The organism is Rhodanobacter sp. KK11, from assembly GCF_033345435.1.
Taxonomy (GTDB): domain Bacteria; phylum Pseudomonadota; class Gammaproteobacteria; order Xanthomonadales; family Rhodanobacteraceae; genus Rhodanobacter.
The window spans coordinates 97784-112702 of record NZ_JAWPMI010000004.1 but is presented as its reverse complement, the minus strand read 5'-3'; the positions used below and the strand labels follow the sequence as shown (position 1 = coordinate 112702).

The 14919-nt window shown below is 66.6% G+C and carries 12 protein-coding genes and 1 tRNA gene; 4 read left to right on the top strand and 9 right to left on the bottom strand.

The genetic code is table 11. The features are described from left to right. Nucleotides 1-22 precede the first annotated feature (22 nt). The 9 genes from tssG to uvrB all read right to left on the bottom strand — a co-directional run bounded on the left by tssG (nucleotide 23) and on the right by uvrB (nucleotide 10298). Complete coding sequence (tssG, locus tag R5H19_RS11070; RefSeq protein ID WP_318159060.1) at nucleotides 23-1045, bottom strand: type VI secretion system baseplate subunit TssG; 1023 nt, start codon at nucleotides 1043-1045, stop codon at nucleotides 23-25. Beyond that, nucleotides 1009-2892 carry a type VI secretion system baseplate subunit TssF gene (gene tssF, locus R5H19_RS11065; RefSeq protein ID WP_318159059.1) on the bottom strand — a complete coding sequence of 628 codons (1884 nt, stop codon included), beginning with the start codon at nucleotides 2890-2892 and terminating at the stop codon, nucleotides 1009-1011. Before tssF ends, tssG begins: the two co-directional genes overlap by 37 nt. Nucleotides 2893-2898: 6 nt before the next feature. Further along, complete coding sequence (tssE, locus tag R5H19_RS11060; RefSeq protein ID WP_318159058.1) at nucleotides 2899-3402, bottom strand: type VI secretion system baseplate subunit TssE; 504 nt, start codon at nucleotides 3400-3402, stop codon at nucleotides 2899-2901. A 19-nt stretch (nucleotides 3403-3421) separates the two neighbouring features. Continuing rightward, nucleotides 3422-4213: a type VI secretion system accessory protein TagJ gene (locus R5H19_RS11055; protein ID WP_318159057.1), complete on the bottom strand. Its 792-nt coding sequence runs from the start codon at nucleotides 4211-4213 to the stop codon at nucleotides 3422-3424. A 210-nt stretch (nucleotides 4214-4423) separates the two neighbouring features. Then, entirely contained in the window at nucleotides 4424-4918 is a 495-nt protein-coding gene (locus R5H19_RS11050) for a type VI secretion system tube protein Hcp (RefSeq protein WP_318159056.1), read from the bottom strand. A gap of 125 nt (nucleotides 4919-5043) precedes the next feature. Beyond that, on the bottom strand, nucleotides 5044-6537 hold the full coding sequence (tssC, locus tag R5H19_RS11045) for a type VI secretion system contractile sheath large subunit (protein ID WP_318159055.1): 1494 nt from the start codon (nucleotides 6535-6537) through the stop codon (nucleotides 5044-5046). A 6-nt stretch (nucleotides 6538-6543) separates the two neighbouring features. Continuing rightward, nucleotides 6544-7062 (bottom strand): type VI secretion system contractile sheath small subunit, encoded by a 519-nt coding sequence (tssB, locus tag R5H19_RS11040; RefSeq protein ID WP_318159525.1) that lies wholly within the window; start codon nucleotides 7060-7062, stop codon nucleotides 6544-6546. Between the two features lie 1047 nt (nucleotides 7063-8109). After that, nucleotides 8110-8184 (bottom strand) — tRNA-Val (locus R5H19_RS11035). 89 nt (nucleotides 8185-8273) lie between these two features. Next, nucleotides 8274-10298: an excinuclease ABC subunit UvrB gene (gene uvrB / locus R5H19_RS11030; protein WP_318159054.1), complete on the bottom strand. Its 2025-nt coding sequence runs from the start codon at nucleotides 10296-10298 to the stop codon at nucleotides 8274-8276. A 120-nt stretch (nucleotides 10299-10418) separates the two neighbouring features. On the opposite strand from uvrB, the gene R5H19_RS11025 reads away from it, so the two are divergent. From R5H19_RS11025 to R5H19_RS11010, 4 genes are all read left to right on the top strand, one after another. Further along, on the top strand, nucleotides 10419-11012 hold the full coding sequence (locus R5H19_RS11025; RefSeq protein ID WP_318159053.1) for a GspH/FimT family pseudopilin: 594 nt from the start codon (nucleotides 10419-10421) through the stop codon (nucleotides 11010-11012). 109 nt (nucleotides 11013-11121) lie between these two features. After that, nucleotides 11122-11883 carry a glucose 1-dehydrogenase gene (locus R5H19_RS11020; RefSeq protein WP_318159052.1) on the top strand — a complete coding sequence of 254 codons (762 nt, stop codon included), beginning with the start codon at nucleotides 11122-11124 and terminating at the stop codon, nucleotides 11881-11883. A 24-nt stretch (nucleotides 11884-11907) separates the two neighbouring features. Beyond that, nucleotides 11908-12345: a universal stress protein gene (locus R5H19_RS11015; RefSeq protein WP_318159051.1), complete on the top strand. Its 438-nt coding sequence runs from the start codon at nucleotides 11908-11910 to the stop codon at nucleotides 12343-12345. 31 nt (nucleotides 12346-12376) lie between these two features. After that, the gene (locus R5H19_RS11010; protein WP_318159050.1) at nucleotides 12377-14914 is read left to right on the top strand and encodes a cation-translocating P-type ATPase; all 2538 of its coding nucleotides are present in this window, start codon (nucleotides 12377-12379) and stop codon (nucleotides 14912-14914) included. The last annotated feature ends 5 nt before the right edge of the window (nucleotides 14915-14919 follow it).

The following is a 14919-nucleotide window of genomic DNA, read 5'->3' as shown; positions in this document are numbered from 1 at the left end:
ATGGCCCGCGTGTCGCTGCGCCCTAGCCCACCGGTCGCAGCACCACGTCGTCGGCATCGCCATCGCGCCGCGGCTGGCCCATCCAAGTGCTCAGGCCCATGCGGCCGCCCTGGCCCAGGCGAGTGGTCGGCACGTCGGCCTTTCTCAGCACCAATTGCACGTCCCACGCCTTCTCCTCGCCCACATAGGTCTTGACCGCGGCAACCAGCTGCCTGAGCGCCTCGCCGCCGGGCAGGAAGTTGTTGAATTCGGCCCGGCTCAGCGGCCCCAGTCGCAGACGGAAACGCTGCTGGCTGCCCCAGACATATTCGCCGGCGACTGCGGTAAGCCCCAGTGCCGCCACTTCGCCCGAACCGCCAAGCCGCAGATGCGCGGATGCCGGCAGCCGCATCCACTCGGCCACGAACTCGACGACGCCCACCGGAATGCGGAAGAACCGTTCGAGCAACCCCTTGAGACCTTCGGCATTGCGCGTCTGCTGCAGCAGGCGGCCAGCAAAGAAGCGCTTGAACTGGTCGGGTAGCGCATCGCGACCGCCGAGGCCCGGCGTGGCCAGCCCCACCAGCGCGCCCATGTACAGGCGGAAATGGTCCTCGGCGGGGCGATCCAGTTCCACGGTGGGCTGCGAATCGGCCCAGGCCCGGTAGAACAGGCTCATCATGCGGTGATGGAAGATGTTCGCGAATGCGGTGAAGGTGGAGTCCTTCGCGTTCAGTTCGCGCTCCATCGCGTATTCGGTGAGGTGCAACGGCATCGGCGCATTCGGCCCGAACAGGCCGAAAAACAGGCCATGCAGACTCGCCGGCTTGCCGGCACCGCCGGGCCGGTAGCGATCGACCGTTTTCGGGGCGAACGCCAGCGACGGCGTCTGGCACAGCCGCACGAAATCGTCCGCCGCCTTGGCCGAATGACCCAGCCGCGGCCGCTCGGGGAACGCGCACTCCAGCCGACGGACCGCTTCGAAGAATTCGAAGGCCTCGGGATGGTCGCGCAGCGCGATCTCCAGCGCTACAGCGTCTGCCGTGTTCCCAGCCTGGCCGGCCATCGGGCAACCTCGTTGCGTTCCAGCGTGCGCAGAACGGTTTCAGTGAAGGAGTTGATGGAGACGTAGCGCGCGAAGAAGTGCTGCATCACGGCCCCGAGCAGGAAGGCGCCGGTACCTTCGAACGCGCCATCGTCGCAGGTCAGGGTGATTTCCAGGCCACGGCCGAAGGTGATCGGGCCCGGCACCGGGACGCGCCGCACGATCGGCCGCGAACTGACCGCCTTGACGCCTTCGATCTGGCGCAACGCGCTGGAATCGAACTCGTCGCAGTACAGCGTCAGCATCTCGCGCAACGCCGCGGCGCCCTCGCCCGCATTGTTCTCCAACAACGAGACGTAGTTCAGCTGCAGGTGGCTGAGCAGCCGCCACGCGGTTTCGCCGGCGGCCACCGAGGCGCGCGGCTTGGTCGGCCCGGCGACGCAGCGGATCGACTCCACCGGCGCGCCGGATTCCAGGGTGAAGTCGGTCTTCGACTTGCCCACCGGCATCTGCAACGGCAGGTCGCGGTTGGTGCACATCAGCATCATGCCGATCTGGCGCAACTGGGTGGAGTAAGGCGCCTCGCTGGAGTCGACCAGGGAGATGAACAGCTCGTTGCCGATGTAGCTTGAGCGTGCGCCCTGCCGCTTCTGCCGCGACGAGATCAGACGCGGCTCGCGGCGGATCGTGTAGTAGGCCGAATGCCGACTGTGCCAGGTGCGCTCGTCGCAGCCGTAGAACGGCAGGAAACGCTGCTCCGGCTCCTGCCGGTCGCCGAAGCCTTCCACATTGCCGATGCTGTGCACCTCGAAATCCATCGGCCGGGTGCGGTCGGCGAGGATGTGATACTCGGCCTTGCCCTGCTGCAAATGGATGCGGTCGGCGCGACGCGGGAACAGATTGATTGCCGGCGTGCAGAACAGCCGGAAATTGCTCACATCAACCGCGTTGTGCAGGCTGGCCACGCTGCGGTCGAACAGCGCCACGATCTCGAATTCGCTGCCCTTCGAACGCGCCAGCACGGATTTCAGGCCGCTGAACTCGGCGAACAGGAAGCGCTCGGGACAGGCGAAGTATTCCTGCAGCAGCCGGTAGCCACTGAACGAGCGCCCGGTATAGGGGATCAGCGCCTCGTTCTCCTCGAAGCCCTTGCGGTGGATGTTCGAGGCGTCGAAATGCCGGCTGATCTCGCCGCTGGCGCCCTGCGCGCGCACGACGAAACCGGTGGCGTTGCCCAGCAGTTGCTCGTACAGGCGCTTGGGCAGCTCGTCCGCACCGGCGATGAAGACGGGCAACGCGTCGAGCGCCAGCATGTTCGCCTGCGCGCCGGCGGTCACCCGGAACTTCAGCCGCAGGCCTGCACGCACGGGTTTGCCCGCGGGCAGGGTCACGCCGGCGGCGGCGATCGCGGCTGGCGTTTCCAGGTACTTCGCATCAGTGAGTTCCAGCGGCCACAAGGTGACGTCATGGGCCGTGCGGTATTCGCAGGCGGTACGGTCGTCCTTGCCGATCAGGCTGCGCAAGGCCGTGTGGCGCTCCACGACATGGCCGGTCAGCAGGCCGCTCTCCTTCAGGTCCGGCTGCATCTGCACCACCGCCATCGACGGCACCGGCGCCAGGTAATGCGGGTAGATCATCTCCAGCAGGTGCTGGGTGAACACCGGGAACTGCGCGTCCAGCTTGAGTTGTACGCGGGCAGCGAGGAAGGCGAAGCCCTCCAGCAGCCGCTCCACGTAGGGGTCGGCGCACTCGAAGCCCTCCAGCCCGAGCCGCCCGGCGATCTTCGGGTACTCGCGCGCGAACTCGCCGCCCATCTCGCGGACGTGCTGCAGCTCCCGGTTGTAGTAACGCAGCAGGCGCGGGTCCATGGGCGATCAGCCGAAGCCCTCCGACACCTTGAAGCTGCCCGTTTCCAGGTCCACCTCAGTCTTCAGGAACAGGTTCAGCGGGATAGGCTGCGCCCACATTTCCGATTCGATGTTGAACATCAACGCCTGGCGATCCATCCGCTTGTGGTCGGCGTTCACCGCGACCCGCAGCGTGTTGGCGGTCAGGCGTGGCTCGAAGGCGAGGATCGCATCCTTGATCCGCCGCTGCAGGGTCTCCGAATTGATGCCCGACAAGGAAGCGCCGGTAAGGTCGGGAATGCCGAAATTGAGTACGGAACGGGCCACTTCCGGGTAATCGTCCAGGTTCACGTCCACGTCCAGGCTCACGCAGTTCAGCAGCCAGGAGACGTCGCGCGTGACGCAGTCGCGCAGCCGCGTGGCCGAGATCACGCGCTTGTCGCGGCTCTCCTCCAGCTTGTCCGGTTCGTCGTCGGTAAGCCGGTCCAGCAACGAGGGTTGCAACCGTTCCTGGGTGGTCAATTCGGCCATGGCTTGCGCGAACCTCCGCTCAGTCGACGTCGAACGAGATGAGCCTGGCATCGAGCAACGGGTACTCGCCCGCGTCGGTGGCCAGCATGCGTTGGCCGAGGCAGGTCTGCAGGCCGCCCCCACCATCCACCCATTCCGTCTTGCGGCCCTGCACCAGGTCATTGTCGCCGCTCCGCTCGGAGCCGGGGTAGCGTCCCGGCACAAAACCGATCGCCTTGCCGCCATTGGTCCAGGTCACTTCGGCCGGCACCCAGATCTTGTCGCGCAGATCGGTGGGCGCCTCGAACTTCAGTTCACGCAGGCGCGAGAACGGCACCCATGAATAGCCGCCGTTGACGACGATCTCCAGGCACGGCCCCAGCCTGGGGTCGGCGTCCGCGATCCATTCGAAGGCCACGCCGTCAATGCTGCCGCTCACGGCCGCGGCCAGCTCAAACGCCTGCTCGCGCAGATCGGCGGCTTGCTCATGGCGCCCCTGCGCATCCAGCTTGAGTGCCTGCAGCAGCAAGGCCAGCCACTGCTCGGGCTCGCCGATGATCACCGGCAGCCGCGCCCCGGCAAAGACCTCGGTGCGCACCGCCTCGCCCTTCAGCGCCTCGGTGTAGGCACCAACCATCATCGCGTTGAGTGGTTCCAGCTCGCCGCTGACGTTCAACTGGTTCTGCGCCCGCTCCCACTGCCCCAGCAAGGCCAGCAACTGGAATAAAAAAACCCGGCGCTTGGCATCTGCCGGGTTGTTGCGGACTTCCACCGTCAGCAGTTGCAGCGCCTCGTCCAGTCGACCTTCCTTCAGCTTGCTTTCAGGTGTCATTTCATCTCTCGCAAGCGCGCCTGGGCAATGTCCAGGCACGCCCGATCAAATGAGGGGATGTATCCGGGCAAGCCGGTCGAATCCCTGGACAAGCAGTCGGCTGAGTCATGCCGCCAGAACCGGGCTTGCGCCCGTGCGCGGTTTCAGGACCGACTTGCCCAGAGATTCACCGGGAGCTTCAGACTCCAATCGACAACCGTGGAGCGAGGCTCAACTGACTGCCACTTCCTCGACGCTGTAGCCCACGGTGCCTGCCGAAGCCACGACGCCCTTGTCGTTCTGCGCGAAGTACTCGACGTCGAATTTCGCGAAGCTGATCGAGATGTTTTCCGTCAGCATGTCTTCGCCGCCGGAGCCGCCCGTGCTGTAGCTGGTGACCATCGCGCTGGTCAGCTTGATCGTCAGGTAGTCTTCCTGCTTGCCGCCGGCCTTGGACACCGACAGTGTCACCGTGTCCATGTGGTCGCCGGTCACGAGCGCCTTGATGAACGAGGTCGTGCTCTTGTCGATGTACTTGGTGAAGCTGATGTCCTGCACGTTCGCCTTGCCCGCGCCGCCGCCGGTGCCGTGGCCGAACGAACCGCTCTGGGACATTCCCCACGACCACGCCAGGACCTGGATCTCGTCCTTGTGCTTGGCATGCTTCGATTCGCCCGTGAACTTGACCGAACCGCCTTCCAATTTCAAATGCATGTCTAGTGCCATCAGAATTCTCCTGGACTGCTTAGTTTCAGTTGAACCAGCTGCCGGACGAATTCATCCGGCAAACGCTGGAGGTTACCTTGCAACTACGTCGTACTCCTGGTGGAACCAGGTGACACCCATGCCGCTCAGCCCTTGGCGGCCGACGGCAGACGAGACACGAGCCTCAGGGAAACGGTCAGGCCTTCCAGCTGGTAATGCGGCTTGAGGAAGAACTTCGAGGTGTAGTAACCCGGGGCACCTTCGACTTCCTCGACGACCACTTCCGCAGCGGACAATGGCTTGCGCGCCTTGGTTTCCTCGCTGGAGTTCGCCGGGTCACCATCGACGTACTGCAGGATCCAGGACGTCAGCCAGCGTTCCATCGCGTCGCGGTCCTTGAACGAACCGATCTTGTCGCGCACGATGCACTTCAGGTAATGCGCGAAACGGCAGCACGCGAACATGTACGGCAGGCGTGCCCCGAGGGCGGCGTTGGCGGTGGCGTCGGGATCGTCGTATTCCTCCGGCTTGGCCAGCGACTGCGCGCTGATGAACGCGGCCATGTCCGAGTTCTTGCGGTGCACCAGCGGCATCATGCCCATCTTGTCCAGCTCGGCCGAGCGGCGATCGGTGATCGCGATCTCGGTGGGGCACTTCATGTCCACGCCGCCGTCGTCGGTGGGGAAGGTGTGCGCCGGCAGGCCTTCCACCGCACCGCCGGATTCGATGCCGCGGATGCGCGAGCACCAGCCGTACATCTTGAACGAGCGGTTGATGTTCACCGCCATCGCGTAGGCCGCGTTCTGCCAGGTGTACTTGGACGAATCCGCGCCGGCGGTGTCTTCCTCGAAGTTGAATTCCTCGACCGGATCCGTTGCCGCACCGTAAGGCAAACGGGCCAGCGTGCGCGGCATGGTCAGGCCGATGTACTTGGCGTCGTCCGACTCGCGCAAGGAACGCCACGCGGCGTAGTCCGGCGTGGAGAACACCTTGGCCAAGTCGCGCGGGTTGGCCAGCTCGTTCCAGCTGTCCATGCCCATCAGGGTGGAAGCGGCGGCCGAGATGAACGGGGCATGCGCGGCGGCCGCGACCTGGGCGATGCCGGAAAGCAGCTCGACGTCGGGCGGGCTGTGGTCGAAATAGTAGTCGCCGACCAGGCAGCCGTAGGGCTCGCCGCCCAACTGGCCGTATTCCTCTTCGTACAGCTTCTTGAAGATCGGACTCTGGTCCCAGGCCGTACCCTTGTAGCGCTTCAGGGTCTTGGCCAGTTCCTTCTTGGAGATGTTCATCACGCGGATCTTCAGCTGCTGATCCGTCTCGGTGTTGTTGACCAGGTGATGCAGGCCGCGCCATGCGCTTTCCAGCTTCTGGAAATCGGGGTGGTGCATGATCAGGTTGATCTGTTCGCTGAGCTTGCGATCGATTTCTGCAATGTAGGCGTTGATGGTCTGGGCAACGTCGTCAGAGACGATGTCTGACTTGTTCAGCACCTGCTCGGCCAGCGTGCGCACCGCCGACTCCACTTCTTCCTTCGCGCGGTCGCTCTTGGGCTTGAATTCCTTGCTCAGCAATGCGGCGAAATCGCCGGCATCCAGCGTCTGTACGGCACCGCCCTGTTCGGCGAGTTTCTCGGTTGCCATGCTCGCTTACTCCCCGTCTTTGTTGTTGTCGGCCGGCTTGGGCGCCGATACCAGGGATTGCAGCAGCGCCGGATCCTTCAGCGCCTGCGCGATCAGGTTCTCGGCACCGGCCTTGCCGTCCATGTAGGTGTCGAGGTTGGCGAGCTGGGTGCGTGCCTCGAGCAGTTTGGCCACCGCGCCCACCTTCCGCGCCACGGCGGTCGGCGAGAAGTCGTCCATGCTCTCGAACGTGATGTCCACGGCCAGGCTGCCCTCGCCGGTCAAGGTGTTCGGCACCGCAAAGGTGACCCGGGGCTTCATCGACTGCAGGCGGTTGTCGAAATTGTCGACGTCGATCTCGAGCGCCTTGCGGTCCTCGACCGGCGGAAGCTCACCCGCGTTGGCACCGGAAAGGTCTGACATCACGCCCATCACGAAGGGCACCTGGACCTTCTTCTGTGCGCCGTATACCTCGACGTCGTATTCGATCTGCACGCGCGGTGCCCGGTTGCGTGCGATGAATTTCTGACTGCTTTGCTTGGCCATGCGATGTCTCCCAGTAAATACTCTTCCGGTGTTGAATGGAGCGACCAGTTCGGCGCGGCGTAAGGCTGGCTCGCCACGGGAAAGCGGGACGTCGGCTTGACGATCGTCGGCGCGGCGCGGGCATTCCGCGGCGGCTTGCCGTCGATCTGCTGTCGATGCCATGGTGTCGCCGCCGCCAAGGCTGAGCGGGCCACGACTTGCGCGGACCGGCGGAATGCCCGGGGCATCAGCCAGCACGGTGGCGACATCGGCGGGTAAGCGTGTTCTTGTGTGCCGCGATCGGCGTCATCCGCTGCCGGGCCCGGTGCATGCCGAGCGGCCTGGGCTCCACGGGGTCAGCCCCGTCGCCGTCAGATGCGCATGTTCGCAAGCGTGATCGTCCCCCCTTCATTCCATGTGCTGGACAGGCATGCGGGGCATCCATAACGGCCCCCGCCCGGATCCTTACTACTCCACCGCCAAGTCCACCCCTCCAGTCGATGGACGTGCACTAGCGCCCTTGCTGCGGCAGTGAAGCATGTTGCGCCTTCCCATCCGCCCTACCGTCACCGGAGTACTGCCCGCTACCGGCGCAGTTCCTGTGAAAAAACGGAGGCCCCCGGATCTGACGCACGAAGCGCCGTGTCCCCTGCGCTCCGCTAGAATTCTGAACCAGAACGGTTCGCCCGCTAACCTACATCCGCCAACGCCTGTCTGCAAGCTGAATTTGAATTTGCCCGGCAAAAACGCTGCCTTGTCGGTATTCGGCATGGGTGTGCCTGGCGGAGGGCGCATGACGATTGCCGCGCATGGCACGCGCGTGTCGACGACAGGGGACCGCTGCCATGGTGGCAGCGATGGAAGCGCAGCGTGATGAGCACGGCAGAGTGCGACTGCCCTTGCCACAAAAATGCGCTCGTGAAGAGCGACTGCCGGGCTGCTGCACGCGAGTGCAAAGTTAGGCGGACGAAGGACCCGCCTCGACTTCGCGGGGTCAGTGCGGGTCAGTCGAAGCCGGATACAGAAACGGCGCCAAGCCCGAAAGCCGCGCCGTTGCCGGGTTTCAATTGGTGGGCGGTACAAGGATCGAACTTGTGACCCCTACCATGTCAAGGTAGTGCTCTACCGCTGAGCTAACCGCCCGTTTCGCGGCCCGTACCGGCCACGCGAGCCGCGCAGTATACGGCACGCACCGACGCTCGACAATATCCCGCCGCCGTGCCGCAATCGACTCAGCGCAAGGCCTGCTCTCGCAGCTGGTGGATCTGGTCGCGCAGCCGCGCTGCGTCCTCGAATTCCAGGTTCTGGGCGTGCTTGTACATCTGCGCCTCCAGCTTCCTGATCGCGGCGGCGGCTTTGGCCGGGTCCATCGCCTCGTAGCCTGCCGCCGGCTCGGCCACGACGGTGGCGGTGCGTTGTCGGCCCTTGCCGCCGCGACCGCGCGGCGACTCGCTGCGCGCACCTTCCATGATGTCGGCGATGCGCCGTTCCACCGTTTTCGGCGTGATGCCGTGCGCCTCGTTGAAGGCGACCTGCTTCTCGCGGCGCCGCGCGGTCTCGTCCATCGCCGCCTGCATCGAGCGGGTCACCCCGTCGGCGTAGAGGATCGCCTTGCCGCGCACGTTGCGGGCGGCGCGCCCGATGGTCTGGATCAGCGAGCCGGTGGAGCGCAGGAAGCCTTCCTTGTCGGCGTCGAGGACCGCCACCAGCGACACCTCGGGCATGTCCAGCCCCTCGCGCAGCAGGTTGATGCCGACCAGCACGTCGAACTCGCCAAGGCGCAGGTCGCGGATGATCTCGCTGCGTTCGACCGTCTCGATGTCCGAGTGCAGGTAGCGCACCTTCACGTCGTGCTCGGCGAGGTACTCGGTAAGGTTCTCGGCCATGCGCTTGGTCAGCGTGGTGACCAGCACGCGGTCGCCCATGGCGATGCGCTTGTGCGCTTCGCTGAGCAGGTCGTCGACCTGGGTGCGCACCGGGCGCACCTCCACTTCCGGGTCGACCAGGCCGGTCGGGCGCACCACCAGCTCGGTCACCGCATCGCCGGATTTGTGCAGCTCGTAATCGCGCGGCGTAGCCGAGACGTAGATTGCGCGGGGCACGCGTGCTTCCCATTCCTCGAAACGCAGCGGCCGGTTGTCCATCGCCGACGGCAGGCGGAAGCCGAACTCGACCAGGGTTTCCTTGCGCGAACGGTCGCCCTTGAACATGGCGCCGAGCTGCGGCACGGTGACGTGCGACTCGTCCACCACCAGCAGGCCGTCGGCCGGTAGGTAGTCGAACAGCGTGGGCGGGGGCTCGCCCGGCTCGCGCCGGCTCAGGTGGCGCGAGTAGTTCTCGATGCCCTGGCAGTAGCCGACCTCGGCCATCATCTCCAGGTCGAAGCGGGTGCGTTGTTCCAACCGCTGCGCCTCGACCAGCTTGTTGTCCCTGTACAACAACTCCAGCCGCTCCTTCAGCTCGATCTTGATCGTCTCGATCGCGTTGAGCACGCTCTCGCGCGTGCTGGCGTAGTGCGTGCGCGGGTAGACCGTGTAGCGCGGCACCTTGCGGATCGTCTCGCCGGTGAGCGGATCGAACAGCGACAGGTTCTCCACCTCGCCATCGAACAACTCGATGCGCAGCGCCTCGGTTTCCGACTCGGCCGGGAACACGTCGACGATCTCGCCGCGCACGCGGTAGGCACCGCGGCGCAGTTCCATCTCGTTGCGGGTGTACTGCAGCTCGGTCAGCTGGTGGATCAGTTTGCGCTGGTCGATGCGCTCACCCTTGGCCAGGATCAGACGCAGGCTCAGGTAGTCCTCCGGATTGCCCAGGCCGTAGATCGCCGATACCGTGGCCACGATGATCGAATCCCTGCGCGACAGCAGCGCCTTGGTCGCCGACAGCCGCATCTGCTCGATGTGCTCGTTGATCGAGGCGTCCTTCTCGATGAAGGTGTCCGACGCCACCACGTAGGCTTCCGGCTGGTAGTAGTCGTAGTAGCTGACGAAGTACTCCACCGCGTTGTGCGGGAAGAATTCCCGGAACTCACCGTACAGCTGCGCCGCCAGCGTCTTGTTCGGCGCCATCACGATGGTCGGACGCTGCACCCGCTCGATCACGTTGGCGATGGTGTAGGTCTTGCCCGAGCCGGTCACGCCGAGCAAGGTCTGCGCGGCCAGGCCGGCCTCGAAGCCTTCGGCCAGGCGCGCGATCGCCTGCGGCTGATCGCCGGCGGGCTGGTAAGGGGCGACGAGTTGGAAGCGGTCGGTCATCGGCTACAGATGTGGGTGCGGCGGGCCATTTTAAATCGCCCCTGCTGACAGCATGCGTCAGCAGGAGCCGACGCCAGGATGGCGTCCGGACGACTGGCCCGTCGACGGCGGCCCCCTAGCATGGGCTTCCCGGACCACGCAGGAAGCGACAACGTGACGGTTTCAAGGACTTCCCGGTTGCTGCAACGGCAATGCGGCATGACCCTGATCGAGCAGATCATGGTGCTCGCCATTACCGCGATCCTCATGGGCATCGCCGCCCCGCCCCTGCGGCAGTTGCTGACCCGCAACGCGCTGCGGGTCGCCCAGAACGATTTCATCGCCGCCCTGCAGCACGCCCGCGAGACTGCCGTGATGAGCGGCAAGCGCACGCTGTTCTGCCCTACCCGGGACGGCAGCCGCTGCAGCAATGCCAACCGGTGGGAAGGCGGTTGGCTGCTCGGCCGCGACGGCAACCGCGACGACCAGCCCGACAACGGCCCGCTGCGCGTCGGCCGCGGCTACGACGGCAAGATGATCATCCAGAGCGGCAACGGCCGGCATGTCGTGCGCTTCCACCCCGACGGCAGCGCCAGCGGCAGCAACATCACGCTGCTGTTCTGCCAGCCGGCCCACGCGAAAGATGCGCTCGCCGTGGTGGTCTCCAATGCCGGCCGCATCCGCGGCGCTCCCGCCGACGCTACCCAGGTCGCCGGCTGCGCCCAGTTGAACTGATCTGCTCCGGCGCCATCCGCGCGCCGGCATCGCATTCACTTGACCCCGATCAATACCCGGACCCACCGGTGCGCACATGCTTGTGTCCCGACCCCCGGAAGACACGGCCATGGGCAGACTGAGCGGCAAAGTGGCGCTGGTGACCGGCGGCGCCGTGGGCATCGGCGCCGCCTGCGTGCGGCGTCTGCGGGAGGCCGGTGCGCAGGTGGCCGTGGTCGACCTGCACGACGGGCCGGGACAGCAGTTGGCCGCGGAGCTCGGCGACGACGTGCGCTACTTCCACGCCGACGTGGCGGTGGAAGCCGAGGTGGCCGCAGCGGTCGCCGCCACCGTGGCGGCGTTCGGACGTCTGGACGTCCTGGTCAACAACGCCGGCATCGCCGGGGCGAACAAGCCCACCCACGAACTCACCGAGGCGGAATGGGACCGGGTGCAGGCAGTCAACGTGAAGGGCGTGTTCTTCTGCACCAAGCATGCGATCGCACCGCTGCGCGCGGCCGGCGGCGGCAGCATCATCAACCTGTCGTCGATCTACGGCCTGGTCGGCGCGGCGGACTCACCGCCCTACCATGCGTCCAAGGGTGCGGTGCGCCTGATGAGCAAGACCGACGCCATGCTGTACGCGGCTGAGCGCATCCGGGTCAACTCGATCCACCCCGGTTTCATCTGGACGCCGATGGTGGAGCAGCACATCGCCTCGATGGGCGGCGATCCGGCACAGCATCGGCGCGAAGTCGGCGCATTGCACCCGCTGGGGCACATGGGCGAGCCGGACGACATCGCGTGGGGCGTGGTGTACCTGGCTTCCGACGAGTCGAAATTCGTGACCGGCAGCGAGCTGGTCATCGATGGCGGCTACACCTGCCACTGATCATCCCGAGCAAGAGGAGTCACCATGTTCAAGCACATCCTGCTGCCCACCGACGGCTCCGAGCTGTCCCTGCGTGCGGTCGACACCGGCATCGAGCTGGCTGCCCGGCTGGGTGCCCGCGTGTACGCGTTCCACGTGATCGCGCCGTTCCCCGCCTCGATCTACTTCGCCGAGTTCGTCATGGCCAACGAACCGGCCTATACCCGCGAAGCCCTCGCCAACGCCGAACGCTATCTCGCCGACGTGCGCCAACGCGCCCGGACCGCCGGCGTTCCCTGCGAGAGCGGCCACGAGCTCGACGCACGGCCCTATTCGGCCATCGTCGGCGCCGCGCGCAAGCAGCAGTGCGACCTGATCGTGATGGCTTCGCACGGCTGGCGCGGCTTCGACCGGCTGCTGCTGGGCAGCGAGACGCACAAGGTGATCCTGAACGGCGACGTGCCGGTACTGGTTTGCCGTTGAGCGGCATCGGGGGCAGCCGGCGAATCAGGGCATGAACGAAATCGGATCGGCGGCATCGCCCGGCCACCCTGGCCTCGACCCGGCCGAGGCCGCACGGCGCCTGGCCGAACATGGCCCGAACCTGCTGCCGGGCAGCACACCCAAGAGCCTGCCCGCCATCGTCCGTGGCGTGCTGACCGAGCCGATGTTCCTGATGCTGCTGGTCGCCGGCGGCCTGTACCTGGCGCTGGGCGACCGCGCCGAGGCGGCGTTCCTGCTGTCGGCCGTGTTCGTGATCATCGGCATCACGCTGGCGCAGGAGCGCAAGACCCAGCGCGCGCTGGAATCGTTGCGCGAGCTGTCCGCCCCGCGCGCGCTGGTGATCCGCGGTGGCCGGGAAATCCGCGTGCCCGGGCGCGAGGTGGTGGTCGGCGACCTTCTGGTATTGCACGAGGGCGACCGCATCGCCGCCGACGCGCACCTGCTGGACGGCCATCTGGATGTCAACGAGTCGCTGCTGACCGGCGAGGCGGTGCCGGTCACCAAGCTGCCTGGCAGCGACACCGGCCAGCTGTTCGCCAGCACGGTGGTGACCAAGGGCGTCGGTACCGCCGAGGTCCACGCCGTGGCCGAATCCACCGCCGTCGGCCGTATCGGCCAGGCGCTGTCGTCCACCGTCGAACCGGTATCCAAATTGCAGCAGGACTCGCGTCGACTGATCCGCAACCTCGCCACCGGCGGGCTGCTGCTGGCCACGGCGTATGCGCTGCTCGGCTGGCTGTGGGACGGCCACGGCCTGCTGCAGAGCGTGCTGGCCGGCATCGCGCTGACCATGGCGATCCTGCCGGAAGAGATTCCGGTGATCCTCACCGTGTTCCTCGCATTGGGCGCGTGGCGGATCTCGAAGCACAAGGTGCTGACCCGGCGCGTGCCGGCGGTGGAGGCGCTGGGCGCGATCTCGGTGCTGGCGGTCGACAAGACCGGCACGCTGACGCAGAACCGCATGCAGGTGGCCGAATTGCGCCTGGCCGACGACAGCACGCACGACGAGCAGGCGAGCGAGCTGCCCGAGCCGTTCCATGCGCTGGTCGAGTTCGCCATGCTGGCCACCCCGGCCGATCCGTTCGATCCGATGGAGAAGGCGATCCAGCAGTTCGGGCTGCACTGGCTCACCGACACCGAGCACGTGCACGCCGAATGGGCGCCGGAATTCGAGTACGCGCTGTCACCGGACATCCTGGCGATGACCCACGTATTCCGCGGCGACGCGCGCCACGCGCATCTGCTGGCCACCAAGGGCGCACCGGAAGCGGTGATCGACCTGTGCCACCTGCCCGATGCCGACGCGGCGGCGATCCTGCACCAGGTGGAGGCGATGGCCGAACGCGGCCTGCGCGTGCTCGGCGTGGCCCGCGGCGAGTGGCAAGGCGAGACGTGGCCGCGCAGCCAGCACGACTTCGACTTCCGCTTCCTCGGCCTGGTCGGCTTCGTCGACCCGCCGCGCCCGGAGGTGCCGGCGGCGATCGCCGAGTGCCGCGACGCCGGCGTGCGCATCATCATGATGACCGGCGACCATCCGGCCACCGCACGCGCGATCGCCCGCCAGGTAGGCCTGAGCGAACGCGCCGAGGTGATCACCGGCGCGGAAATGGCCGCGCTGGACGCCGCCGCGTTGCGCGAACGCCTGCACCACGTCGACCTGTGCGCGCGGCTCAAGCCCGAGCAGAAGCTGCGCCTGGTGCAACTGCTGCGCGAGGACGGCGAGGTGGTGGCGATGACCGGCGACGGCGTCAACGACGCTCCCGCGCTGAAGGCCGCCGACGTCGGCATCGCGATGGGCGAGCGCGGCACCGACGTGGCGCGCGAGGCGGCCGCGCTGGTGCTGCTGGACGACAGCTTCGCCAGCATCGTCCGCGCGATCCGCCAGGGCCGGCGCATCTACGACAACATCACCAAGGCGACCCGCTTCGTGTTCGCCGTGCACATGCCGATCATCGCGCTGGCGCTGGTGCCGACCGTGCTGCACTGGCCGGTGCTGCTGATGCCGGTGCACATCGTGCTGCTGGAACTGCTGATCGACCCGGCCTGCTCGGTGGTGTACGAGGCCGAGCCCGCCGCCGGTGACATCATGCGGCGGCCGCCGCGCGCGCCATCGGACTCCCCGTTCGCCGTCGTCAACCTGCGCCAGGCGGTGATCCAGGGGCTCGGCTTCGCCGGTATCCTGCTGCTCGGCTACGGCCTGCTGCTCGGCCAGGGCATGCCTGCCGCGCAAAGTCGCAGCGCGGTGTTCATCGCGCTGATCGTCGGGTTGTTCCTGCTGACTCTGGCCAACCGCGATGCATCCCGCCCGGCGCTGGCCCGCGCCCCGGCGAAGAACCCCTGGCTGGCGCGAATGTTCGGCGGCGTGGCGCTGCTGCTGGCGGTGGTGGTCGGCGTGCCGTTCTTGCGCGACGTGATGGGACTGGCGCTGCCGGACCCGCTGATGCTGCTGGCCATCGCCGCCATGCTGGCGGCCACCATCGCATGGCTGGAACTGCTGCGCCGTACCACGCGCCAGGCCGAACGCGGAATTTCGCCGCAGCGTCCGTGACGGAG

Excerpts from the sequence above, each read along its gene's own strand:
- tssG (WP_318159060.1), bottom strand. The coding sequence starts at position 1,045 with ATGGCCGGCCAGGCTGGGAACACGGCAGACGCTGTAGCGCTGGAGATC.
- tssF (WP_318159059.1), bottom strand. The coding sequence starts at position 2,892 with ATGGACCCGCGCCTGCTGCGTTACTACAACCGGGAGCTGCAGCACGTC.
- tssE (WP_318159058.1), bottom strand. The coding sequence starts at position 3,402 with ATGGCCGAATTGACCACCCAGGAACGGTTGCAACCCTCGTTGCTGGAC.
- R5H19_RS11055 (WP_318159057.1), bottom strand. The coding sequence starts at position 4,213 with ATGACACCTGAAAGCAAGCTGAAGGAAGGTCGACTGGACGAGGCGCTG.
- R5H19_RS11050 (WP_318159056.1), bottom strand. The coding sequence starts at position 4,918 with ATGGCACTAGACATGCATTTGAAATTGGAAGGCGGTTCGGTCAAGTTC.
- tssC (WP_318159055.1), bottom strand. The coding sequence starts at position 6,537 with ATGGCAACCGAGAAACTCGCCGAACAGGGCGGTGCCGTACAGACGCTG.
- tssB (WP_318159525.1), bottom strand. The coding sequence starts at position 7,062 with ATGGCCAAGCAAAGCAGTCAGAAATTCATCGCACGCAACCGGGCACCG.
- uvrB (WP_318159054.1), bottom strand. The coding sequence starts at position 10,298 with ATGACCGACCGCTTCCAACTCGTCGCCCCTTACCAGCCCGCCGGCGAT.
- R5H19_RS11025 (WP_318159053.1), top strand. The coding sequence starts at position 10,419 with ATGGGCTTCCCGGACCACGCAGGAAGCGACAACGTGACGGTTTCAAGG.
- R5H19_RS11020 (WP_318159052.1), top strand. The coding sequence starts at position 11,122 with ATGGGCAGACTGAGCGGCAAAGTGGCGCTGGTGACCGGCGGCGCCGTG.
- R5H19_RS11015 (WP_318159051.1), top strand. The coding sequence starts at position 11,908 with ATGTTCAAGCACATCCTGCTGCCCACCGACGGCTCCGAGCTGTCCCTG.
- R5H19_RS11010 (WP_318159050.1), top strand. The coding sequence starts at position 12,377 with ATGAACGAAATCGGATCGGCGGCATCGCCCGGCCACCCTGGCCTCGAC.